At 39.6% G+C, this 23,996-nt stretch carries 27 protein-coding genes and 7 pseudogenes; 29 read left to right on the forward strand and 5 right to left on the reverse strand.

The genetic code is table 11. From position 1 onward, the window contains the following. Positions 1–86 precede the first annotated feature (86 nt). The 26 genes and pseudogenes from M1D69_RS02840 (at position 87) to M1D69_RS02965 (ending at position 18,292) form a co-directional block, all read left to right on the forward strand. Positions 87–833, forward strand: coding sequence for a YveK family protein (locus M1D69_RS02840; protein WP_458104649.1), 747 nt, complete (start codon positions 87–89; stop codon positions 831–833). Further along, positions 823–1,536: a CpsD/CapB family tyrosine-protein kinase gene (locus M1D69_RS02845; protein ID WP_458104648.1), complete on the forward strand. Its 714-nt coding sequence runs from the start codon at positions 823–825 to the stop codon at positions 1,534–1,536. The genes M1D69_RS02840 and M1D69_RS02845 overlap by 11 nt, the downstream gene beginning before the upstream one ends. 52 nt (positions 1,537–1,588) lie before the next feature. Further along, entirely contained in the window at positions 1,589–2,353 is a 765-nt protein-coding gene (locus tag M1D69_RS02850; protein ID WP_458104647.1) for a tyrosine-protein phosphatase, read from the forward strand. Between the two features lie 182 nt (positions 2,354–2,535). Then, positions 2,536–3,858 (forward strand): UDP-glucose dehydrogenase family protein, encoded by a 1,323-nt coding sequence (locus M1D69_RS02855; protein WP_458104646.1) that lies wholly within the window; start codon positions 2,536–2,538, stop codon positions 3,856–3,858. A gap of 105 nt (positions 3,859–3,963) precedes the next feature. After that, a pseudogene (locus M1D69_RS02860) lies at positions 3,964–4,202 on the forward strand (DUF1963 domain-containing protein); the annotation flags it as partial. 582 nt (positions 4,203–4,784) lie between these two features. Further along, positions 4,785–5,207 (forward strand): YwqH-like family protein, encoded by a 423-nt coding sequence (locus M1D69_RS02865; protein ID WP_458104645.1) that lies wholly within the window; start codon positions 4,785–4,787, stop codon positions 5,205–5,207. A 9-nt stretch (positions 5,208–5,216) separates the two neighbouring features. Continuing rightward, complete coding sequence (locus tag M1D69_RS02870) at positions 5,217–5,477, forward strand: YwqI/YxiC family protein (RefSeq protein WP_003227825.1); 261 nt, start codon at positions 5,217–5,219, stop codon at positions 5,475–5,477. Positions 5,478–5,495: 18 nt separating this feature from the next. Then, the gene (locus M1D69_RS02875) at positions 5,496–7,241 is read left to right on the forward strand and encodes a ribonuclease YeeF family protein (RefSeq protein ID WP_458104644.1); all 1,746 of its coding nucleotides are present in this window, start codon (positions 5,496–5,498) and stop codon (positions 7,239–7,241) included. 16 nt (positions 7,242–7,257) lie between these two features. Further along, a complete protein-coding gene (locus M1D69_RS02880) occupies positions 7,258–7,563 on the forward strand; it encodes a hypothetical protein (RefSeq protein WP_458104643.1) in 306 nt (101 codons plus the stop codon). 292 nt (positions 7,564–7,855) lie between these two features. After that, a pseudogene (locus M1D69_RS02885) lies at positions 7,856–8,536 on the forward strand (HNH endonuclease); the annotation flags it as partial. 1 nt (position 8,537) lies between these two features. Then, positions 8,538–9,005, forward strand: a complete 468-nt coding sequence (locus M1D69_RS02890; RefSeq protein WP_458104642.1) for a DUF6985 domain-containing protein — start codon at positions 8,538–8,540, stop codon at positions 9,003–9,005. A gap of 178 nt (positions 9,006–9,183) precedes the next feature. Continuing rightward, on the forward strand, positions 9,184–9,324 hold the full coding sequence (locus tag M1D69_RS02895) for a T6SS immunity protein Tdi1 domain-containing protein (RefSeq protein ID WP_458104641.1): 141 nt from the start codon (positions 9,184–9,186) through the stop codon (positions 9,322–9,324). 165 nt (positions 9,325–9,489) lie between these two features. Then, entirely contained in the window at positions 9,490–9,927 is a 438-nt protein-coding gene (locus tag M1D69_RS02900) for an SMI1/KNR4 family protein (protein ID WP_458104640.1), read from the forward strand. 184 nt (positions 9,928–10,111) lie between these two features. After that, positions 10,112–10,291, forward strand: a pseudogene (locus M1D69_RS02905) (hypothetical protein); the annotation flags it as partial. Then, positions 10,281–10,719, forward strand: a pseudogene (locus M1D69_RS02910) (SMI1/KNR4 family protein). The pseudogenes M1D69_RS02905 and M1D69_RS02910, both read left to right, overlap by 11 nt. A 127-nt stretch (positions 10,720–10,846) precedes the next feature. Then, positions 10,847–11,935, forward strand: a pseudogene (locus tag M1D69_RS02915) (T7SS effector LXG polymorphic toxin); the annotation flags it as partial. Between the two features lie 29 nt (positions 11,936–11,964). Further along, on the forward strand, positions 11,965–12,480 hold the full coding sequence (locus M1D69_RS02920; RefSeq protein ID WP_458106216.1) for a SecY-interacting protein Syd: 516 nt from the start codon (positions 11,965–11,967) through the stop codon (positions 12,478–12,480). 417 nt (positions 12,481–12,897) lie between these two features. Then, complete coding sequence (locus M1D69_RS02925) at positions 12,898–13,047, forward strand: hypothetical protein (RefSeq protein WP_458110429.1); 150 nt, start codon at positions 12,898–12,900, stop codon at positions 13,045–13,047. 244 nt (positions 13,048–13,291) lie between these two features. After that, positions 13,292–13,843: pseudogene (locus tag M1D69_RS02930) on the forward strand (SUKH-4 family immunity protein). 38 nt (positions 13,844–13,881) lie between these two features. After that, the gene (locus tag M1D69_RS02935) at positions 13,882–14,370 is read left to right on the forward strand and encodes a hypothetical protein (RefSeq protein WP_458104638.1); all 489 of its coding nucleotides are present in this window, start codon (positions 13,882–13,884) and stop codon (positions 14,368–14,370) included. 4 nt (positions 14,371–14,374) lie between these two features. Beyond that, positions 14,375–14,887 carry a cytoplasmic protein gene (locus M1D69_RS02940; protein ID WP_458104637.1) on the forward strand — a complete coding sequence of 171 codons (513 nt, stop codon included), beginning with the start codon at positions 14,375–14,377 and terminating at the stop codon, positions 14,885–14,887. A 105-nt stretch (positions 14,888–14,992) separates the two neighbouring features. Beyond that, entirely contained in the window at positions 14,993–15,358 is a 366-nt protein-coding gene (locus tag M1D69_RS02945; protein WP_458104636.1) for a hypothetical protein, read from the forward strand. A 40-nt stretch (positions 15,359–15,398) separates the two neighbouring features. Then, entirely contained in the window at positions 15,399–15,950 is a 552-nt protein-coding gene (locus M1D69_RS02950; protein WP_458104635.1) for a hypothetical protein, read from the forward strand. Positions 15,951–16,039: 89 nt separating this feature from the next. Next, positions 16,040–16,692, forward strand: a pseudogene (locus tag M1D69_RS02955) (hypothetical protein). Positions 16,693–16,808: 116 nt separating this feature from the next. Continuing rightward, positions 16,809–17,273, forward strand: a complete 465-nt coding sequence (locus tag M1D69_RS02960; protein ID WP_010332149.1) for a hypothetical protein — start codon at positions 16,809–16,811, stop codon at positions 17,271–17,273. Between the two features lie 302 nt (positions 17,274–17,575). Further along, positions 17,576–18,292 carry an endonuclease V gene (locus M1D69_RS02965; protein ID WP_458104634.1) on the forward strand — a complete coding sequence of 239 codons (717 nt, stop codon included), beginning with the start codon at positions 17,576–17,578 and terminating at the stop codon, positions 18,290–18,292. Between the two features lie 88 nt (positions 18,293–18,380). Here M1D69_RS02965 and M1D69_RS02970 read toward each other — a convergent pair whose 3' ends face one another. Then, entirely contained in the window at positions 18,381–19,262 is an 882-nt protein-coding gene (locus tag M1D69_RS02970; protein WP_458104633.1) for a LysR family transcriptional regulator, read from the reverse strand. A 122-nt stretch (positions 19,263–19,384) separates the two neighbouring features. On the opposite strand from M1D69_RS02970, the gene M1D69_RS02975 reads away from it, so the two are divergent. Both M1D69_RS02975 and M1D69_RS02980 read left to right on the forward strand, forming a co-directional pair. Continuing rightward, on the forward strand, positions 19,385–19,930 hold the full coding sequence (locus M1D69_RS02975; RefSeq protein ID WP_458104632.1) for a flavodoxin family protein: 546 nt from the start codon (positions 19,385–19,387) through the stop codon (positions 19,928–19,930). Beyond that, entirely contained in the window at positions 19,927–20,151 is a 225-nt protein-coding gene (locus tag M1D69_RS02980) for a hypothetical protein (protein WP_458104631.1), read from the forward strand. Before M1D69_RS02975 ends, M1D69_RS02980 begins: the two co-directional genes overlap by 4 nt. 25 nt (positions 20,152–20,176) lie before the next feature. Here the strand turns inward: M1D69_RS02980 and M1D69_RS02985 are convergent, their stop codons facing one another. From M1D69_RS02985 to chrS, 3 genes are read right to left on the reverse strand one after another with little or no spacing between them, the layout of a single operon-like run. Then, on the reverse strand, positions 20,177–20,713 hold the full coding sequence (locus tag M1D69_RS02985) for a chromate transporter (protein ID WP_044159616.1): 537 nt from the start codon (positions 20,711–20,713) through the stop codon (positions 20,177–20,179). After that, positions 20,710–21,303 (reverse strand): chromate efflux transporter subunit ChrB, encoded by a 594-nt coding sequence (gene chrB / locus M1D69_RS02990; RefSeq protein WP_024123093.1) that lies wholly within the window; start codon positions 21,301–21,303, stop codon positions 20,710–20,712. Before chrB ends, M1D69_RS02985 begins: the two co-directional genes overlap by 4 nt. Before the next feature lie 13 nt (positions 21,304–21,316). Beyond that, entirely contained in the window at positions 21,317–21,793 is a 477-nt protein-coding gene (gene chrS, locus M1D69_RS02995; protein ID WP_024123092.1) for a chromate efflux transcriptional regulator ChrS, read from the reverse strand. 213 nt (positions 21,794–22,006) lie between these two features. Between chrS and ggt the strand changes: the two genes are divergently transcribed. Next, the gene (gene ggt, locus M1D69_RS03000) at positions 22,007–23,584 is read left to right on the forward strand and encodes a gamma-glutamyltransferase (RefSeq protein ID WP_458104630.1); all 1,578 of its coding nucleotides are present in this window, start codon (positions 22,007–22,009) and stop codon (positions 23,582–23,584) included. Here the strand turns inward: ggt and M1D69_RS03005 are convergent. Continuing rightward, entirely contained in the window at positions 23,581–23,931 is a 351-nt protein-coding gene (locus M1D69_RS03005; protein WP_458104629.1) for a DUF4181 domain-containing protein, read from the reverse strand. The genes ggt and M1D69_RS03005 overlap by 4 nt on opposite strands. Positions 23,932–23,996 lie beyond the last annotated feature (65 nt).

Raw genomic sequence — 23,996 nt, forward strand, 5'->3', positions numbered from 1 at the left:
ATTGTCACGTGAAAAGATGGAGAAATGCTGTTTTAACGTTGTATAATCGTATGGAAAAGGATGTTATAAGCTGATTTGGAGGTATCATGGGAGAATCTACTAGTTTAAAAGACATACTATCAACGTTAAGGAAACGCATACTTATGATTATGATTGTCACCGCAGCTGCGACTGCTGCCGGCGGATTCATCAGTTTCTTCGCACTTACACCCATCTATGAAAATTCAACTCAGATCTTGGTCAATCAATCGAAAAACGACCAAAAAGAAGTCCAATTTAACGATGTCCAAACCAATCTTCAATTAATCAATACGTACAATGTCATCATTAAGAGCCCTGCTATCTTAGACGAAGTGATTAAAGAGATGGGCTTGTCGATGACATCCCAAGAGCTGAATGAAAAAATTACTGTTTCCAGCGAGCAGGATTCCCAAGTGGTCAATATTTCTGTCAGAGACGGGAGCGCGGAAACAGCGGCTCACATTGCCAACACTGTCGCATCTGTCTTTAAAGACAAAATCACTTCGATTATGAATGTTGATAACGTAAGCATTCTGTCAAAAGCTGAGGTTTCTGGACATCCGTCGCCTGTATCGCCAAAACCGCTGCTCAACATCGCCATCGCGTTTGCGGCAGGATTGGCAGGAAGCATCGGACTGGCCTTCCTGCTTGAGCATTTGGATAATACGATCAAATCGGAAGAGCAGCTCGAAACGTTGCTGGACATACCGGTATTAGGGACGGTTTCCACCATTGCGAATGAACAGAAAACAGCGAAGAGCTTAAAAGGCATTCAATCTGATAAAGCGGGGAGTGGACATTTTGGCGCTTAGAAAAAGCAAGGGCTCATGGAGTCGCAAAAATGTCATTGCGCTGACAGAGCCGAAATCCTTAAATTCAGAACAATATCGAACGATTCGAACAAATATAGAGTTTTCTTCAGTGGACCGCCAAATGAAATCTGTGATGATCACTTCGGCGTGCCCTGAAGAAGGGAAGTCTACCACAGCTGCTAACCTTGCTGTTGTATTTGCACAGCAGGGAAAAAAGGTTTTGCTCATCGATGCAGATTTGCGAAAACCTACAGTACATACCACGTTTCAACTAGAAAATATGACAGGCTTAACATCCGTTTTACTGAAAAAATCCTCACTGAAACAGGCTGTGCAAACGTCTCAGGAACAAAATCTTGATGTGTTGACGAGCGGCCCGATCCCGCCGAATCCGGCCGAGCTGCTTTCCTCCAAGTGGATGGAGGAGCTTGCGGATGAAGCGTGTGCGGCCTATGACATGGTGATTTTCGATACGCCGCCTATTCTCCCTGTAGCAGACGCGCAAATTTTAGGGAACGTCGCAGACGGTTCCGTTTTGGTTATTTCAAGCGGAAAGACGGAAAAAGAAAAAGCCGCAAAAGCAAAAGAGGCGCTCGATTCGTGCAACAGCAAGCTCCTCGGAGCCATTATGAACGGCAAGAAACGCTCGAAGCACTCTGACTACGGATACTACGGACATGAAGACAATTTCATACAAAGATAAATAACGTGCATACTGCCCGTTATTTATTTTTGCGAAAAAAGGAGGCTTAGAAATGATTGATATTCACTGCCACATCCTCCCGTCAATGGATGACGGGGCAAGGCACTTGGACGACAGCATCGAAATGGCCAGGGCGGCTGTTCGTGAGGGAATCAGAACCATCATTGCAACCCCGCATCATAAGAATGGTTCATATGAAAACGAGCAAATCGCTGTCAGAGAAGCGGCAGACCTGTTAAACAAACGTTTAATGAAAGAGGAAATCCCGCTCACCGTACTGCCGGGACAGGAAATCAGAATCTACGGGGACTTGAAACGGGATTTGGATGAAGGGCTGCTGCTGTCACTGAATGACACGAAATATATCCTGATTGAGTTTCCGTTTGATCATGTTCCGCGATATGCCGAGCAGCTCTTTTATGATTTGCAGCTGAAAGGATACGTTCCGGTTGTCGCGCATCCCGAACGCAATAGCGAAATTCGCGAAAATCCGTCCTTGCTGTATCATCTTATAGAAAAAGGAGCGGCATCTCAGTTGACAACCGGAAGCCTCGCAGGAGTTTTCGGGAAACAGATGAAAGCATTTTCGCTGCGGCTGGCTGAAGCCAATCTGATACACTTCTTAGCCTCAGATGCTCATAATCTGAAAACAAGAGACTTTCGCTATCAGGAGGCTCTCCGTGTTCTTGAGAAAAAATTCGGTACGGAATATTCTTATATGCTGACAGAAAATGCTGAGCTTCTTCTGCAAAATCATGCGATTTACAGGCAGGCACCGAAGCCGGTCAAAAGAAGAAAACGATTCGGGCTCTTTTGATCTGCAATTCTCATTTCCCCACTTTCTTTGTGAGAACGATATAATAGTATATTGTATGATTGAATCATATTTCAGAAATCTGTACAGGCTGTTTCCGGGAGATCATCCGCATTCATGTCAGGATATTCTCATACGATAATACGGAAGCTGTAAAGCAGCAATTTAACTGTTGGAGGGAAACAATGAATATAACAGTCATCGGAACAGGCTATGTCGGTCTTGTGACAGGTGTTTCTCTTTCTGAGATTGGCCATCATGTAACTTGCATTGATATTAACGCTCACAAGATTGAAGAAATGAGAAAAGGGATTTCCCCTATATTTGAGCCGGGTCTTGAAGAGCTGATGAGAAAAAATATAGCTGATGGGCGGCTGAGCTTTGAAACGAGCTACGAGAAAGGCTTAGACCAGGCAGAGATTATTTTTATAGCGGTCGGCACACCGCAAAAAAACGACGGACATGCGAATCTGGAGCATATTACAGATGTGGCCAAGCGTATTGCCCGGCACGTGACGCGAGATGCGATCGTCGTAACGAAAAGCACAGTGCCTGTCGGAACAAATGATTGGATTTACGAGCTGATTACCAAACATCTTGCGGAGCCTGTCAGTATATCGATCGCATCCAACCCGGAATTTTTACGTGAAGGGTCAGCCATCCATGACACGTTTCATGGAGACAGGATTGTGATCGGAACAGGCGATCAGGACACCGCCAGAAAACTGGAAGAGCTCTTTCTTCCGCTCGATATCCCGGTTTACCAAACGGATATCAGAAGCGCCGAGATGATCAAATATGCCTCAAATGCCTTTCTGGCCACTAAGATCAGTTTTATAAATGAAATTTCAAATATATGTGAAAAGGTCGGCGCTGATATTGAATCTGTCGCGTACGGCATGGGACAGGATAAGCGGATCGGGAGCCAGTTTTTAAAAGCGGGCATTGGCTACGGCGGCTCTTGTTTCCCAAAGGATACGAACGCCCTCGTGCAAATTGCGGGCAATGTCGAGCATGATTTTGAGCTGCTGAAATCGGTCATCAGGGTCAACAACAATCAGCAGGCGATGCTGGTTGATAAAGCGCTGAACAGGCTTGGCGGAGTGACGGGAAAAACGATCACCCTTTTGGGGCTGTCATTTAAACCGAACACGGACGATATGAGAGACGCGCCGTCGATTGTCATCGCTAACCGCCTCGCCGCACTAGACGCCCATATCAAAGCCTTCGATCCCATTGCCGTCAGCCATGCGAAGCATATTTTGCCGCAGGATGTGGAATACAAAAAAACGATTGCGGAAGCCGTTAAGGGGGCAGACGCCGTCATGATTTTAACGGACTGGGATGAGATTAAACAATTTTCATTAGCAGATTATCAAGATTTGATGGAGCAGCCGCTGATTTTTGACGGCCGAAATTGCTACTCATTAGAAGAGGCCGCCGCCGCCGGAGTGGAATACTATTCTGTAGGCCGGAAAGCGGTTGTTCCGGCAGGTGCGATGTCATAGATGTAAAGGAAAGACTGGCGGGATGCCGGTCTTTTTTTGTATCCATCTTTTATTGTATACGATGGATATATTCGCTGAGGTTTATCTATTGTTTGAAACTAGAGGGTGCTGCCTACAGATTTTCAGTTTGAGCAATACGCGGGCATGGGGAAAAAAGAATTCTTTGATTATTTCGGTTGGGATACGCGTATAAAGAACATCCCATCATGCTTTTATAAATTGATATAGACGATGATATTGATTTGTTGTGGGGTGACGTGGGCATCGCAAATTTTTTCAACACACCTGATGATTTAAGGAGAAAAGACTCTTCAAACGTTCTGTACAATGGGGACTGCAGCTAATACAAGCTTTTGATCCAAAGGGTCACCACAGCCGCCAATAGCGTCAGAAGCGGAAATGAAATAAGCCAAACAATAAAATCAGGCGCGGCTGAGTCAATACAGAACATAAATATGACCAATAAGCAGAGCACTGTAAGAGGCATTGACCAAAGCCGTGTTTTCTAAACAATAAAGTGCCTGCCATTCCAAATACAAAGAAGGACAGAAAAGGAAAAACCACGAAACATAACATCATCGGACTGAAAAAACTCATTGTCATCCCTCCGTTTCACCTCTTGATCTTACAAGATTTTACCACATGAGAAAATGAACAGATCATCAAAATCTGCCTCTTTCAAGTGTCTTTTTGACTAAGACTTTAGAATTTCTCACCATATAAAACGCTCACATTGATCTTATAACGAACAAAAAAGAGACTTTAGACCTCCGTATTCAGAGCATTATAAGCCTAAATTAAGCCGTTTACCCTATTTAAGCCGCCTTCCGGCTATTTTAAAATATAATATATGGAAATAAAGTATGGAAAAGTCTATCTTCATCAGCCCCTCCATACGACTTTTTGAGTATTAAGAGGTGATACAGATGGGTTATGAAAGTATGCTGGCGGATATCAAAAGTTCGCTCAACGGAAAAATTTCCGACGTGGAAGACAAGATCGAAAAGCTGAAAAAAGCAAAAAAGGACATAGACACACTGCAAGAAGAGGCAATCACTGAAATCAAAGAAATTGTGAAACCGGAATTGGGCAAGCATTGGACAGGAACAAAAGCGGATGATTTCGACAAGGGAAGAGAAGAGGCGAAATCGGAAGCATCTAAGATTGTGAATGATAAATATAACGAGTATATGGCTTCGATTAACGGAAAAATTTTTGATCTTGAATGGGATAAAGCTAAATATGCATCGGAATTGTTTGTAGCAAATGGTGCAGCAGATCTTCTTAAAAAGGGAGAAGAGTTCGCGGAAGAAGTCGGAAATACAATTAGTAAACTAAAATGGTGGTGATCTTTTTTTATGTCAGAAATTAAGCTGAAGTACGACACAGTCATCAAAACATTAGATTCTGTCAAAGATGCGCTTGCTGACGTATCAATCGGCGCCGCGGGGTCCAATGGGAAAAACAAACTCGATTATACCAAAAAATATCATGAGCGTGAGGAGAACATCAAAACCATGCTCGGAGACTATAAAAAAGCGGTACAGAAAAATATCGAGGATACAAAGGATAATGTTGATTCACTCAAAGAGCAGGACGAGGCGATCGCGGTAAAATAGAACAGAAAGGGCAGTGCGATGAGTAAAGTATTTGAATCAAAATCTTTAATCGAAGAAGCGAAGAGCAGAAAAAAGCAATATGAGACGCTTGAAGAGCAGCTGAACACGCTGAAAAAAGCGTTTCAGGAAGTGGCGGATTTAGGCGACAATTTTAAAGGAAAAGGCGCGGACAATATCAAAGATTTTTTTCAGGGACAGGCAGAAATCGTTGAAAGCTGGCTGACGCTTGTCTCTGCTCAAATTGCGTTTTTAAACGGCATTTCGGGAGATATTAAAGATCAAGAACTCAGTGATTCATATGTGGAGACTTCATTTTTGGATCATGAGCTGCCCAATGGAGACCTGAAAGCCTCAGAGATAGTCTCCGCTCATAAAGCAGAAATCGATACTATTTTGTCAGGCATCAGCGATATTATGGATCTCGACATGTACACGCTTGACGACTATGCAGATAAGATGGGCGATGCCCAAAAAATCAGGCGTGACACGATCACGGCGGTTGATAAGCTGGATGAATCCCTGACCACTGAATATCAAAATTTAGAATCTCTGGACAACGCAGTGCTCAGCAAATATTCTGTTCTTATGCAGGCCACCAGCAACGGGAAAAGCGCATCCCCTATGTACTATGACAAAAAAGCCTTCCACAGCAATGAAGTCTACAAAAGCGCCATTGAAGTGGAAAAACAGGGAACAACATATATCGATGCAAAGACCCAGCAAGCAGAAGCAAGGCGGCTTCAGGAAAAAGCCGAGGAAGAAGCTAACAAACCGTGGTACGAAAAAACATGGGATGGAGTTTGCACCTTTACTGGAGAAGTCACTGGCTATTATGATTATAAAAGGGCAACCGAAGGCGTTGATCCGGTTACCGGAGAAAAACTCTCCGCCGCAGAACGTGTGACAGCAGGAGCTATGGCCGCAGCCGGATTCATCCCAGTCGTCGGCTGGGCAGGCCGCGCCTTCAAAGGCGGAAAAGCGATCTACAAAACCGGAAAAGCAGCTATCGCGGCCGAACACGCTTTAGATGCCTACAAAACAGGCAAGTCTTTAGACATTCTCAAAATGTCAGAAATGGGCGCATACGGTCTTGTTGCTTCTAACGGATTCTCAGAAGCTGTTACTGGACGAGATATGTTTGGTACCGAAGTGTCTGAGGAGAAGCGGAAGCAGGGGGCGTTGGAAGCGGCTTTGAGTTTAGTTGGTGCAGGGGCACTGGCGAAACATGTAGATAAAGGCATACCGCTTGCAACTCATTCAAAAGTTCAAAAAGCTAACAAGACACTAGAAAAAGTAAAACAATTCAAAGTCCCAACCAACGTCCGCGTGTATGCAGAACGCCCTGTAACTCCGGATGGCTTCACGTTCGGAATTCCGACAGTTCGTGTAGATGTGGAAAAGATGGCTGTGAAGGATCTTGGAATTGTGAAGATGGCTAGTAGTGGTAAAGGTATTAAGGGTATTGTTAAACCTGTTTCAAATATGAATGAGTTTTTTGATATGGAATTTGGAAAAAAAATAAGTAATTCCTTATCAAAATCAAAAGTAAAGTACGATGGACAATCAATTTATAAGGTGGAAAAGAAAACTGATAACCAATATCTGAAAAAGGGTTATGGAGTTTATCTTGACGCATTACACAAAGACCATTTAGAAGTAATAGATAAGACGGGAAATGTGAAATACGTATTGAATTTAGATGGTACTTTAAACCCTGACAAGACTAAGAAAGCACTTGGACGAGTAGTTAAGGGATGGAAATAAAAGTGGAGGAATTTATATGGATAAAAAGTTAGAAGGAATATTGGACATACTAGATAAACTTAATTCAAGTATTAATATTGTAAATAAAGAAGATTTAGATGAACAGTACGAGAACCTTGAGGATTTTAGGGTGTTAACTAGAGATTTAGATATTATATTAAACAATTTTGGTTCATTGGATAAGAATGATGGTGATGAAATAGAGAAAATGTTATTTGAACTTCATAGAATTCTAACGACGTTTGAATGGCATTTCTCAGAAATCAGTGATTTAAACACAACAATTTTAAAAGTTTATAAAGACAAAGTCAATAACCTCTAGTAATGAAAAGCCTTAAAAGATTTTTATTTTCTTTTAAGGCTTTTTTAGTGGGGGTGAGTGCCGAATAAACTGTTTTCTATTTCCTGATGCAGACAAAAAAACCTTGATTGGCTAGATGCCATTCAAGGTTTTTTGGCTTTAAGAACTTTATTAGTTAAAAAATATAACTTTTAGAATCAAAAACTCATGATGGTTAACAGAATTACAACCACACTTACTACTCGATTTAAAATTACACACGAGAACGACAACGCTCGTAGCGATTACGGAAATTAATTTATGTAACGGGAGGGCAGAACGCCCTGTAACTTCGGATGGCTCGACATTCGGAATCCCGATAGTCCGTGTAGATGTGAAAAAAACGGCTGTGAAGGATCTTGGGATTGTGAAGAAGCTAGTGGTGGTATAGGTAGTAAGGGTACGGTGTAGAAGTTCCACCTGCTTTTAGGCAATCTGAATTTGCTAGTTAGTATGAATCTAGGATTAATCAAACACCTTCATAGATTTAATCCAAAGATATTGAATTTGAAGGGGTTAGGGGAGAATCTTTAAGCACGCTTAAACCTCCACCAGACCCTAAATTGAAAAGCATATTAGATGAGGATGGTATAAAAGGTATTCAATAGCAAAGCACAAGTTGAAATCAATGCTTGGAGGAAAAGGGACTTATGGGGGGAAAGCCAGACAAGCTAATTTTGTTCAATCAGATCAAAAATTAGATAACCATATTAATGACTCATCTGAGTTAGCAAGTCAATTTGGGATGGAATCTGGTAAAATTAGTGCAAGAGATATAAAAAAATATCGAGAAAAAAATAAATTAACATGGCATGAATTAAATGATGTTAGAATAATGCAACTTGTGCCAACAAAAATAAATAGTGAATTCGGACACCTTGGTGGTGTAGGAGAAATAAACGCAGGAGCTTTTAAACCTGGAGGGTTTGCTAATAAACCAAAAGAGGAGATATAAAATGGCTATAAACGATCCAATTTTTGGTGAACTTGAATATGAGTATGGTTGGGTTAAGGATACCATTATTCGTTTTTTTGGAAAAGAATCTGAGATCTCTTTGATGATAGATGGTGAAGAAGATGGAGAGTTTGAAGAAGAACAGTATATGGCATATCAAGCATTAATGCAGAATTGGGAGGATTTACAGCCGAATTTATTGCAATCAATATTAGACTATTACAAACAGAAGCGACATGAACTGGGTTATGATATTGAATTAAATGAAAATTATCCATTAATTGAAACACCTGATCAAATACTAGAAATGATAACTTTAGATGGAATTGTTATTCCATATGCGGATATTTTTGAAGGACGAGATGTTGGAATTACATTTAACTGTTCATGGGATACAGAAAATGGATTAGGGCTTCGTCTATTAAATGAAAAAATAATTGAAGTAGGTTATCAGGATGTTGCGATTTAAAATAGGCTGCTAAAAGTAAAAACTCCATGATGGTTGTACCATCATGGAGTACTGTGTGCAATGATAGAATAGAAAACGTATGGGAAAAAGATAAATACGTTAATTTAGGAAAGGGCATGTTCATGTTGTTTCATCTGGATTTGATTTCTTTTTTGATGATTTAAAGGATAATGATTTTATGAATGATGAATTAATGTGGGAACCTTATCCTGAAGCTAGTAGAATATACGGTAAACCTGATTATGACGAATGTTTCGGATACACTCCTTTACTAGGTTTAGGTGGATCTGAAATAGTAGAGAATCTAGAAAAAAATTAAGAGAACATATTCTTATTATTACTGAATTTATTGGGCCAATTGAATAGGATTGGTGTTAAGACAAGCACTTGATTTGCACTTAAGGCATCAAGTGCTTCTTTGTATGTAACAGGAATAGCTGAACAAAAAATAAATGTTTGCTTTCCAAGGAGGTAAAAAAAGTATATGTCTGAATTTGAATTTATAAATCATTTAGAAAATAAAACATATAAGGTACCTGAAGAGGATATATTAAAAGCTGAACAAAGAATGAACGTAGATATTCCCAATGATTTAAAACAATTATATTTAGAAGTCGGTTATGGTTTTATTAAAGGTGAAAGTGATAATGCAATTAATAGGATATTGGGGCCAGGGGCAGTAGCCGACATTAGACTAAGAGAAGGAATTTTTGAGTTTGACCCAGATTTAGATGAACTTTATGATGATGAAAATAAACTTATTTTTTTTGAAGTAAATGAGGGTGTTTATATTTCTATAGATTTAAAATTGGAAAATAATTTAATATTTTATTTTGACACTCAAATAGCTGAATCGTTAGAGGATTTTTTTAAAAAGTTCCTCAATGAAAACGAATATTATATTGATTTAATTGAGGATTAGACTTAAAAATGGGATAGTTAGAAGAATTAATTGACCTTGATTAGCTAGTGAAGCCTTTCAAGGTTTTTTTCCAAATGAATTGTTATTTTCTGTTTAAGATGACTTAAATGTCTGTGGGGCTATGAACCTGTCACAGGAGAAAAACTCTCCACCGCAAAACGCGTCACAGCAGGAGTGTGAACCGGTGAGAAAAAAAGGCGATAAGTATGATGCTCACCATATTATCGAAAACAGTTTTGAGGGAGAACATGAGTGGTGGAATATTCACCCAGCTAAGTTTCCTAATGAGCATCAATCTGGTATTCATGGGACGGGTTCACCTGCTAATGAACTATTCAAAGGAGGTAATAATTGTGAAATATGATTTTGTTAAAAATTACAAAGAAAATATATTATATCCAGTAAACGAGAATGAAATTATAGAAATGGAAAATAAGTTAGGTTTAAGGTTACCTTATGATTTGAGACAATTTCTTCTGAGGTTGGCTACGGCTTTCTGAAAAAATCAGAATATAAATTAATCGCATTCTTGGACCTGCTTCAATTAGAGACGCAAGATTAAAAGTTAATGACTTTGAATTTTATCCAGATATTGAAGTTTATGAGGAACTTGAAGAAGATAAAGTGATTTTTTTTGAGGCAAATGAAAGTGCTTTGTTACTAATTGAATTAGGCAATGAACAAAACAATTCAATATATTATGATGATATAAAAGTTGCAGATTCATTAGAAGAGTTTTTAAAAGAGCTTATGAAAAATGATAAGTATTATATGGATTTAATAGAGGATTAGACTTATAAGAGAAAATGGTTAGAAGAATAAAAAACCTTGATTGGCTACTGAAGTCTTTCAAGGTTTTTTTATAAATGAATTGTTTATTCTGTTTTATTATTTCTAATAACTTGTTTGACTTTACTACGACCCTGTCACACGAGAAAAACTCTCCAAAGCCGAACGCGTCACAGCCGGCGCCACGTCAGCCGCGGGATTCATCCCAGTCGTTGGTTGGGCAGGCCGCGCCTTCAAAGGCGGAAAAGCGATCTACAAAACCGGAAAAGCAGCTATCGCGGCCGAACACGCTTTAGATGCCTACAAAACAGGCAAGTCTTTAGACATTCTCAAAATGTCAGAAATGGGCGCATATGGCTTTGTTGCTTCTAACGGATTCTCAGAAGCTGTCACAGGAAGAAATATGTTTGGTAACGAAGTGTCTGAGGAGAAGCGGAAGCAAGGGGCGCTGGAAGCTGCACTAAGCTTAGTTGGAGCAGGCGCATTGGCGAAAAATATTGATAAAGGCATCCCGCTTGCAACCCATTCAAAAGTCCAAAAAGCAAACAAGACACTCGAAAAAGTAAAACAATTCAAAGTCCCAACCAACGTCCGCGTGTATGCAGAACGCCCTGTAACTCCGGATGGCTTCACGTTCGGAATTCCGACAGTTCGTGTAGATGTGGAAAAGACGGCTGTGAAGGATCTTGGAATTGTGAAGATGGCTAGTAGTGGTAAAGGTATTAAGGGTACGGGTGAAACGCTTAAGAAGATAGGTGATATTAATAATCCTATTAGAACATATCGTGGTGCTGAGTTAAGTAAGCTAGAGGCTAAATATACTGCAGATCCTCGGTTAACTGTTGAGATGCCCTATGTTGGTAAAGGGCAAAAAAACACCAATGCAGAGGGTTGGTTACGCGATAAAGATTTTTATTGGAAAGAGATGTTAGAGAAGTACCCAGAAGCGTTTAATAGGTCAAATAGGCAAAAAATAGAATTAGGATTCTCACCTACAAACAATCCAACGTTTAGAAAACATTTTCCTCAATATGATTTAAAAGAATTATATAATGACACTTTAATACATCATCACATTGGTGGTGGAGGTCAAGCTGTGGCTGTACCCTCAAAACTACATCCAGGTTTAGGAGGGATACATAATGCTGAGAAAAACGCAGGAGTTTGGGGAAATGACCAAAAATATGCTGAACTATTAGAAAAATTCTTAGAAAAGTAAGGGTGATTATTTTGGTAATGAAGGATGTTATGAGAAAATATTTTAATTTAAGAAAAGAATACTTTGATAAAGGATTAGATTTTTTATTTAAAACGCCATATAATGAAGAAGTTGATTCATTTATATATCAGGGTGAAATGGATGAAGAAGAAGAAATTTCATGGAAGCCTATTGAAAAAAATAATAAGAATGATTTAACGACGATTGAAGAAAGATTTGGAATTAAACTACACACTTCGATTGATGACTATTTTAATTCTTTTTGGTTTGCTGAATTAGATGGATTTATTGGTAATCATTATATTAGGTTAGAACCTGTATTACCAAATATTGAATTGGATTCCTTCGAAAGTAATTTAGAAGGATATAAAAATAATCATAATAAGGTTGATAAGATTCCCATAGGTGTAGAGGGGAACGGTTTGATAGTTGTTTTAAATAATGTAAGTGGTAAAGTTGAGTTGGAGGATTTTGAACGAGGTTCGTTTGAAGAGATTTCGAATAGTCTAGATGAGTTAATTTCTAGTTTAAAGTTACAAAAGTAATATACTAAGAACATTTATATTAAAAAATGTCTGGTATGAAGTGTAGCTCGAATGTTAGATACAATTGGACTCCAGTTTTTTATAGACAGATGTATATATGGTAGCATAAAGTCAAGCTAAGACCTACAAAATTTACGCTGCTTAAAAACATATAATTTAAAGCACTTGATTGTCTATGAAAGGCAACAAGTGCTTTTTTGCGTTTTGATGTGTAAGTTTAAAAGAGGACAATAATTTTATAAGTGCATGCATTAATTATTAAATTTTATAGATTGTAATGACTATGAACAGCTTAAACATGGGAAGTGAGCACCATCAGGAAAGTATATGGCTTAATTTGAATTAATTAATCATTTAGAAAATAAAACATATAAGATATCTGAAGAGGCTATATTCAAAGCTGAACAAAGAATGAATATGGGTATTCCCAATGATTTAAAACAATCATATTTAGAAGTCGGTTATGGTTTTATTAAAGGTAATAGTGATAATGCAATAAATAGAATATTGGGACCTGGGGCTGTAGCTCAAATCAGACTAAGAGAAGGAGTTTTGAATTCGACCTAGATTTAGATGAACTTTATGATGATGAAAATAAACTTATTTTTTTAAAAAGTAAACGAAGGTGTTTATATTTCTATTGAATTGGAATTAATCAACAGTCCAGTATTTTATTTTGATACTCAAATAGCTGAATCATTAAAGGATTTTTTTAAAAAGTTTCTCAATGATAATGATATTATTTTGATTTAATTGAGGATTAGACCTATTAGCCGAAAAACAAGTAACAGCAAGGAGTTAAAGTGTCAATATGCTATTACCTAAAGAATTTAATCGAAACTGGGATATTAATAAAAATGGTCCGTTATTAAAGTTTTCATATGATGATCTAATAGAGATTCCTTTTTCGGAGGATTTTAAACAATTTTTATCTTTGGGAGGCTTACCTGAAACACCTCCTCCATATTTAGATTTTATTTCCTCTCAAGCATCATTTACACCAATTACAAGTATTTTTGATATGCCTGAAGCATTCCGATAATATTGGTTGTTAGGCTCCACCGGTTCTGAAGATCCAGTATGTATCATTGAAAATAACGAGAGCATCGTTTATTTAGATAAGGGTAATGAATATAAAGAAGTATTTATTAACTCTTCAATAAATCAATTTGCAGAATGTATATTACTTTTCTCAGAAATGATTGACAAGGCTATTCAAATGAATGGTGAGGATGCCTTTATCGACAACGATATTCCCGAAAATGTAATTGAATGGTTGAAAAAAGAATTGAAAAGGATAGACTCCAACTGTATAAAGGATGGAAACTTTTGGAGAATTGAAACGGAAAGTTTATATGAATAATGAATTATTACTTTAAAAGGAGGAGACCTAGTCAACTAATGAACAATATAAAAAAAGTTGACCTATCTAATTTAAAGGATATTATTACACCTAATATAGTTAAAGTAGACGATTGCTTTATTCTAGATCTAGAGGATGAGTTTACTGATAGTTCAACTATAAATTGGAATAGAATTTTAAAAATGTATGGGGATAAAACGGGGTATGAAGCATCATGTAATGAGCTCCGGATTAACGATTATTTAGACTACAATGATTTGTCCGATGAAGAAATATTACTTTATGCGCTTCAGGTAATGGATGGTTGGGAACACCATTTAAAAGAAAAATTCCCTGAACATAAATTTGTTGTGATTATAAGTATTGATGAAGGTTTTGCGACCCTTAGATTTTATAAATATAGAGAAGAGGAAAGCAGTTGGCTAAAGCCGGACATTGAAGAGTACAGAACCGAAGCTATCCTTGTAAAAGAAATTAACTTTGTTACGGAGGAGGAGCTACAAAGGAATTATAGGAAAGGTGGTTAAATAAATGAGTACTTACGGTAAATATAGCGATTTAGTGGAAGAGGTAATTGACTATATTAAGCACGGAGAATTATTTAAGAATAATAATCGGAATTTATCGGATATTACACTTATAGAAGATTTTGAGGTAGCGCAACAATTAGCATGGTCTCAAGATACAGATGAAGTTGAACTAATTTGGCAAGATGTAAAATCAAATGAAAGCGGACAGTTGCTTGATATAATTTTTAGTAATGATCATTTAAAAACAATAGATGAAGAATTGTCGAATATTTTCAATTCTGACGATAACTATTCTGAAGATTTCATTCCTATGGATTTTTGGGATATTGCTGAAGAAGTAGAGTCAGATCTGTATAAATGTGCAATCAATCGTCTAGTAAACGGTACTAAAGACAATCTTTTTGAGAAGATGTTTCAAGTGTATAAATCAGGCGGATGGTCTTGTGGATGGAAAGGTACATATCCTGAAGGTCAATTAGTCGCTTTTATACCCCCTAAAGATATGATTGATTAGTGTATTTATTTGGGTTGTACCCAGGAGGAAATTTAAACCGGAAGTTATAGCATTGAACCTTATAAATATAGATTAGGAAATTAATAGTTACTAACAGAGGTCTTCATGGTAAGAAAACATATTAAATTAGATGTTCCAAAAGCTAATATACATCCCCTAAGAATAACACAAGGTTGGAAAGTGAATTATAATCATTTTGTTGAAATAGATCCAAGAACTTTAGAACCGAATGATGATTCCTGGTTTTTGTTCACAGACAGTTTGTTGCAGCTTTATCATGAACAATCCTCAATAACGCTTGATTTAGGCTGGGTTCCTGACATTTCTCCTGAAGGTAACTATCTGGTTTTAATAGTCAAAAATAATGATTGGGAGGAGTCTATTAAAGAATTTTCATCAGACGACTATAAAAAAGTGATTTTATATATTGAATATCATTTAAAACAAGTAACAACTACTTGGTGGAAGTAGTTAAATAACAAATGGATTAATGGATGGAATGGTTACTATTATGGAACATGGAATCAGATTTATTAATGAATATCCTGAAATTGGTGAGTTGCTTCATCGTCTATTTATGAATAGGGAATTAGACGAATGGTATAAGAACAAATGTGAAGAGAAAATAAAAGTGCCTGATGAATTTAATCAAATAAAAGGTTTGAAAAAAATTGAAGTTAGAGTTTTAAACAATCCTTCAGGAGAAGTCAATATCCATTTGCAAGATCTTTCTGGGGAAAATGGATTTCATCTAGAACAGCAAATCAATATGAAAGTATCTAAATTGGTGCCTGTTTATGTACTGAATTATAGCTATTCCCTTAGACACGAATTAATTGACGGCGCTTATGATATTGAAGGAACCGCTGAATCTTTAGAATTCATTCAGGGAACGAACTATATCAATAAAATAATGCATGAGAAAGGGTTTATCGAACTCAGTTATTTGTATGATTACTACGATACTGTGTATGAGTGGAGTGAATTGCCACATATACAGCCTTTCAACAGGAGATTAACATTAGGAGATGCCTTGTTTACTGATGTATTAGAGTTGCTATAGTTAAAAACTTGCCGTGTTGTCATAGGCAAGTTTTTTTACAATAATGAGGCTTTTTAAAGATAGGCCAACGAAGTACAAGGAGAAGCGGGATGGACAGAGATCATATTTCTCAATTACAGCCATTAAAAATCTGTGATGGCTGGTCTGTAGTACTGAACAATTTAAATTCAGAAAAAATAATGGAAGAAAAATGTGAATTACTAATACTGCAAAATGAAAAACGTAACGCCTTAATTAAGGTAATTTATGAAAGTGATCAATATCATATCAAAATTGTAGCTTAAAAAAGGATAAGATTTATGAAGAAGACTCTTTTGATGAAATAGAACAATTATTAGAAGAGTTAGAATATCAAATCTGGAGTGTGGGAAGCGGGGGTTTAGAGGATTTGAAGCCACTAACCCAACAGATTCCCAATTTCTTAAGGCTAAAGATACCAGCTGGTTGGACTGTTGATTATATTACAGTAAAAGATACTGATCCTGAGTCTCTAGAAGCAAATGATGATGCTTGGTTATTTGACTTTAATCAAGATCTCTTACAGATTTCTCATAAGACAAAAAATTTGCTGCTTGACGTAGGGTGGTACCCAGAAGGGGATCCAACCGGAAGCTATGGCATTGAACTTATAAAAAATGAAGATTGGGACAATCCACTAGAGGATGTAAGGTGCAGTAAAATCATTGAGTTAAGCTTCATTTTGGAATCTATTTTTGTTAAAGAAATTAACAACAAATATTAAAACAAAGTTGCTAGTATCGGAAAAAATGGTTGATATACAAACTGGTTCTTTTTATTCGACCAGATTAAAAAGTGATTCCCTGAAAACAGGATTATTAATGAAAAGGTGTTTAATTGATGAAAGTTTATTATTGTGATGAATGGTCGGACATCAAAAAACAGCCGTGGAATATTCTTGATGAACGTACCGCATATTTGCATCATCAAAATCATGAACCATATACTGCGGTGTTAATCGAAGATGAAAAACCTAAGTATATTGTAAATGTAACAAACGAATGGGTTTCGGTTGGTTTTTATGATGACCTGAATCGTAAGTATCTGAATTATGATTTTGAAGTTATAAGCCACGGTAAGATCTTCTTAAGAACAGCAATGTATTGGGAATATGATGATGCAACTGAGATTGAAATCAGCAGTTTGATTTTAGGCTTCCGTGAAGATGGTCATATAGTAATGGAGAAGACAGATTTTAAGACTGGTTCAGTCGAAGAACGTGATACTAGCGACAGTCTAGAGAATAACTGGGATGTGTTCCCTGAGTTTGGTGAATACATCCCCTTGTGCAGAAAGGAAAGATAATGTGGGATACGGGGCAACACATGTCCTCGTAATGGTGAAATCAGCTAACATTGAGAAAAAAGAAGAACATCATGTTATACATCTTTCCTATGCTCAAGATATATTTAGGAGTCATTTTCAAACAAGTCATTCAATGGTATGTGACTGATAAGGAACTATGATTTTTAGATACTGAAAAGTTGGAAAGAGCTTTTTTTATATTTCATCAGATACATAGATAATGAAAGAGCAGGCAGAAAAGGTTACAGGATGATTGAACAGAGAAGACTATTTTAGGAAGTAAAGAGAGGAAAACAAGTGAAATGAAAGTACATCAAATTCACGATTTTCATTTAAAAGATGAATCGGATTTTGTTCAAACACAACAATCCCTTATACATAAAATCAACCTATCACCCTCCATCACCCCAGACTCGATCAAAACCTGCGCAGGCGTCGACCTTGCCTATTGGGAACAGGACGGAGAACCGTATGGAGTGTGCAGTATCATCGTCATTGACGCTGATACAAAAGAAGTCATTGAAAAAGTGCACAGCATGGGGAAAATCAGTGTGCCGTATGTGTCTGGTTTCCTTGCGTTTCGCGAGCTGCCGCTGATCATCGAGGCGGCCAAAAAGCTGGAGACAGAACCGGATGTGTTTTTGTTTGATGGCAACGGGTATCTGCATTACAACCATATGGGCGTTGCCACCCATGCGGCTTTTTTTCTCAATAAGCCGACAATTGGGATTGCGAAAACCTATCTCAAAATCAGAAGCTGTGATTTCGTCATGCCTGAAAATGGAGTCGGTTCATACACAGATATTATCATTGACGGCGAGGTGTATGGCCGGGCACTGCGGACGCGGCGGGATGTGAAGCCTATCTTCTTGTCTTGCGGAAATAACATTGATTTAGAAAGCAGCTATCAAATCACGATGAGCCTGCTTAATAAAGAAAGCAGGCTGCCGATTCCTGTCCGCCTGGCTGACCTTGAAACACATGTCTTACGAACGTTTTATCAGAAAAATTACGGGTAACACTTGGGGCTCTAAGCCATCAAGTGTTTTTTGTATGCTGTGTGCTTTCCTGTTTTATCAAAAACCTTGTCGTCCTTGCAGAGAGGTTTTATTTGTATGTTTTCCGCGTCAAATCGATAAAAGCCTTTAATGGTGCAGACATCCACTTGTCCTTATGCCATGCTAGTTGAGTAAAAACGGGGCAGTCGTTTTGCCAGTGGAGTTCTTTCATCCGGCCTTCGGCAATATCGTCTTTTACTGTCATTTCAGGCAATAGTCCAATTCCAAGTCCGGCCATCACGCATTGTTTGATGGCTTCTATGCTGACAAATTCTAATTTGTTAGGGTAGACACCGGCGTCGTGTAAGGCGTCCTCAAAGAGCGTGCGGTATGAGCAGCCGTCTTCTGTCAGGAGAAGGGTTTCGTTTTGAAGATCCTTCAATGTTACTGGTGAGTCTGCTGGAAAAGGATGGTCATTGGCGGCTACCATTTTGATCTCATCCTGAATCAGAGATTCAACGTGCAGTGCGTCTTCCATCCGGTTCACATCCAAAATGAAGGTAATATCAAGCTGGCCCTGTAAGAGCTGTTCTTTCGCTTGTTCGTTGGAAATATACGGTTTGAATATGAGCTTTACTTGAGGAAAAGTCTGTTTAAATTCTTTTATGATAGGGGGAAGGCGATATGTGCACTGGCTTTCCGTCGCCCCGATTTTCAAGGTTCCGGTTGTTTCTCTTACTTGATTTGCGGCCATTTTTGCTTCTTCTGTTAACGCAATAATCTTTTCCGCATAGGATTTGAATGTTTTGCCGGCTTCTGTCAGGATGAGCCGCTTGCCGAGCCGTTCAAATAAAGGAGTCCCGATTTCTTCTTCAAGTGATTTGATCTGAGAGGTAACGCTTGATTGTGCATAGTTAAGCATCTTGGCGGTAAGGGTGAAGTTTACATGTTCTGCTGCCGTAATAAATGTGATCAGCTGTTTCAATTCCATTTGTTTTCGTCCTTTCTAAATCGGTTTTATCGATTGGAATAATCGAAATAATCATCTGTATTGATTGATGAATCCATTATATGATGGAGAAAATCATTCGTAAACAAAGGAGCAGATGCATCATGAAAATTGCGGTCATTAATGGCGGAACGAGGCCTGGCGGAAATACGGATATTCTTGCGGAGAAGGCTGTTCAAGGATTCGGTGCGGAGCACATTCATTTGCGGAAATATCAGATCCAGCCGATTGAGGATCTGCGTCACGCTCAAGGCGGCTTTCGTCCTGTTCAAGATGACTGCGATTCTATCATTGAGCGGGTATTGCTGTGCGATATTCTTGTATTCGCCACCCCCATTTATTGGTTCAGCATGTCAGGAACGTTAAAGCTGTTCATTGATCGCTGGTCACAGACGATGAGAGATCCGCGATTTCCTGATTTTAAAGAGCAAATGTCGGCAAAACAGGCATATGTGATAGCAGCCGGAGGAGATAATCCAAAGATAAAGGGGCTGCCGCTGATAGAACAGTTTGGTCACATTTTTGATTTTATGGGAATGTCATTTGAAGGCTATGTGCTGGGAGAAGGCAATCGTCCCGGCGATATTATATTTGATCAGCAGGCAATAGAAACTGCGGGCAGGCTATTGAAAAGAAGTGATGCCGTGTGAAGCTGCTGTTGTCCGTCATTGTTGGAATGCTTATTCTAGGATTCTATTTATCTTGGAAAATGCCGCGATCTGAGGAATGGATACACGTCAAAACAAACTCGTCTCAAGAGAAGCAATTTGCCAGAATGTCAGGAAACACGCTGCAAATCAAAAACGTGATCAAAAATGATGCAGGCAAAGAAACAATTTATATGACAAATGGCATTTCTGGCCCAAAATAAAAGCACCCTTTGAGGGTGCTGTTTTCTATAAATGAGGAACTACAAGCCCTCCATATAAAAATGCGGCGATAATCAGGAAAGCCGGATGCAGTTTGAATTTTGTCATGCAAAGGAGGGAAATGCCCGCAATCACTAAGGATTGAATCCAGCCGATGGCTTTGATGCCGTCTGCGCCGATTTGCCAAGTGAGAATAAGCATCATGACAGCGATAACAGGCTGAACAGACAGCGTCATGCCTTTGATCACGGGGGATTGGCGAAAGCGCTGAATGATGCGCAGCAGGACGATCAGCGCGAACGCGGACGGCACAACAGTCGCGATCAGCGCAATCAGAAAGCCGGACCAGCCGCCTGCGCTGTAGCCGACATAAGCGGCGATTTTGGTTGCGATCGGGCCCGGCAATGCATTCGCAAGTGCGAGCATGTTAGAGAATTGGTCGTTTGACAGCCAGCCGTATCTGTTTACGACTTCTTCAAACATCAGCGGGATAGAGGCTGGGCCGCCGCCATATCCCAGAACGTTTGCGATAAAAAATGCTGTGAATAAAAACATAATGATCATGAGGCGGACATTCCTTTATCTTTTGAATGTTTATTTGTGATTTTGTCTTTCAGTTTAAAATGAAATGCTCCGTAGGCTAAGAATATGATAATGACAATGCCGGGGTTGATCTGTAACAATTGCAGTCCGATAAAAGCGATGATAAAAAACAGGATTCCGGTGACCCAGCCAAATCCTTTGAGCGCTTTTTGTCCAAACTCATATGCCATAATACCGAGCATAACGGCGATAACCGGCGTCACGGCGCCAATCATGCCGGCGACAACCGCCGAGTGGCTTAAGACGTTTACAGCCGCAAATAAGGCAACCATCGCAAGGCATGTAGGCAGAATGTGGGCAAGAGTAGCGACAATTGCGCCTAGCGTGCCTTTTAGTTTGAATCCCAGATATGCCGCCATCTTGGTGGCGATCGGTCCGGGGAGTGCATTGGCGATGGCTAATATTTCTCCAAATTCATCATCATCTATCCATTTATATTTATTCACCGCTTCATGGCGGATCAGCGGAATCACCGATGGCCCGCCCCCGAAGCCTAAGATTCCGGTGCGCACCATTGCGGCCGTCATATCCCGATAAGGGTGGTTTTTCATTAGTTTCTCTCCTTTACAGCTTCATTCCCATACGGCTTTTGTACCGTTTGATCAGCATTTGGCAATCAACGCTGACGACACCCTGAAGCGGATACAGCCGTTTCGTTAAAAACTCTTCCATTTCCTGATCATTCGCGAAGATTCCGTGCATGTGCAGCTTGCTCGGGCCAGTCATGTGATAAAGGCTTGTGACCGCGGGTTCTTCTTCAAGCTTTAGAGCGACTTCTTCCAGGAATTGCGGCTCTACCTCGACATTAAAAAACACGGATACATGAATGCCGATTTTAGCTGGATTGATCACCGCTGTGAATTTTTCAATAACGCCTGCTTCAATCAGCTGATTAATACGTGATTGAACTGCAACACGTGATAAATCGACTCTTTTGCCAAGATCCGTATAAGAAATCCTTCCTTCCTCATGCAAAATGGTAAGGATCTGTTTGTCTATCTCATCAAGAACAAGGTTGGGGATTTGATATTCATTGCCCATTTGTTCCACCTGCTTTCGTTTGACTTTTAGTCAATATTTTATCATATAAGTTTCATTTCGTAAGACATAATTTAAATTTATTTTCACAATGAACGAGAAAATATTTTTATGTTTACGAAAAGGAGAAAGTTCGTCAGCTTTTCTTCCGGGTCAGTAGATGCGAAAACTCAGGCTCTCTATACTGAAGAAAATCTCTTGCAAAGGAGACTTGTGATGAACAGATCTATTATCGGCACTAAGCAAATGGTCGTCAGTCCGCATTACCTCGCATCACAAGCGGGAAACCGCATTCTGGAGAAGGGAGGAAACGCATTTGACGCCGCTGTCGCCGTGAGCGCTTGTCTGGCGGTTGTCTATCCGCATATGACGGGGCTTGGAGGAGATTCCTTTTGGCTGACCTTTCATCAAAAAACAAAGGCGGTAAGAGTGTACAATGGCAGCGGCCGTTCAGGAAAAAATGTGACGAGAGATGTGTATAAGGAGAAAAATGAGATCCCGCTGCGGGGGATCGACAGCGCAATTACCGTGCCGGGAATGGTCGATAGCTGGGATGCCGTCCTGAAGACATACGGACGGATGTCGCTTTCTGACGTATTGGAGCCTGCGCTCAATTATGCTGAAAATGGTTTTCCTGTATCAGCAGATCAGTGCCGGCATACAGCGGCGAATCTTGAACTGCTGGCGTCAACACCACACACCGCTGATATCTTCACCAATAACGGCAAAGCACCGGTCCCCGGTGAACGGTTTGTGCAAAAAGAGCTTGGGAACAGCCTGAACATGATTGCTGAAAGAGGAAGAAGCGCATTTTATGAAGGTGATATCGCTCAGCGGATTGTCTCGTATTTACAGCATAATGGCAGCTATATGACGCTTGATGACTTTACAGCACACAGGGGTGAGTGGATGGAGCCTATATCCTGTGATTACCGGGGGTGCACCGTCTATCAGGCGCCCCCAAATTCTCAAGGTTTTACGGGTTTACTGACGCTGAATATTCTGGAAAACTATGATTTCAGCCAAATTGAACATGGTTCATTTACCTACTATCATGTGCTCGTGGAGGCACTGAAAAAGAGTTTTCTGGATCGGAATGCTGTTCTGACTGATCCGGTGTTTGCTGATATTCCGCTGGAAAGGCTTTTGGACAAAAGCTACGCCAAGCAGCTGGCGGAAGAAATCGGTTATATAGCTGAACCGGCGGAAAGCAGACCGATAGGCAGTGATACCGCCTATGCTGCGGTGATGGATTCGGATGGCAACGCGGTGTCATTCATTCAAAGCCTTTACTTTGAATTTGGCTCGGCTGTTACTGCCGGAGATACAGGTATTCTCATGCAGAATCGCGGCTCATTTTTCTCATTAGATGAAAATCATGTCAACACACTTGAGCCGAGAAAGCGCAGTTTCCATACGCTGATGCCGGCTATGGTCTGTAAGAACGGGAAACCGAAGATTCTGTACGGTACGCAAGGGGGCGAAGGCCAGCCGCAGACTCAGACCGCGATTATCACCCGAATGCTGGACTATGGAATGCATCCTCAGCAGGCAATCAGCGAACCGCGCTGGGTATGGGGCAGAACGTGGGGCGAGGATTATGAAGGTCTCAGAGTTGAGAACAGAATCGCAGAGGAGACGGTCGACATGCTAAAAGAAAGCGGCCATCTCGTGGAGACAGTCAGTGAATATGACCCGCTGATGGGTCACGCCGCAGCAATCGCAGTGGATGAGGAGGGCTTTCTCCAAGGAGGAGCCGATCCAAGGGGAGATGGAGCGGCTGTTGGGATTTAAGATACGAAGAAGAACATACTCATATAAATAAAAATGACCAGAAACAGTGCCGCACCAAATAATGAGTGTACATATTGTTTTTCTTCACGCTCATATTTCCATTCCATAAGAGCGCGTAAACAATTAATGACCAAAAGATATAAAATGAGCATATACTCAGGCGGAAAACGCAAAAGAGAAAATCCCAGTAAAATGAGCAGAACGATTTCCAGCACCCCTTGTATACTGTTCACCGGTTTATACCACCAACGGGGTTTGGGAATGCCGCGTTTACTGGCGAAAATATAAAAAGATGTACTGAAAGCAGCTGTGATCAGTATTAAAATTAAAAAATGAGTGCCTGTCATACGAATCCCTCCTAAACTCATCTCTTTATACGTTCGTGGGAGAAAAATGTTTCATAGAAAAACAC

The sequence above is a fragment of the Bacillus sp. PK3-037 genome, assembly GCF_054161355.1.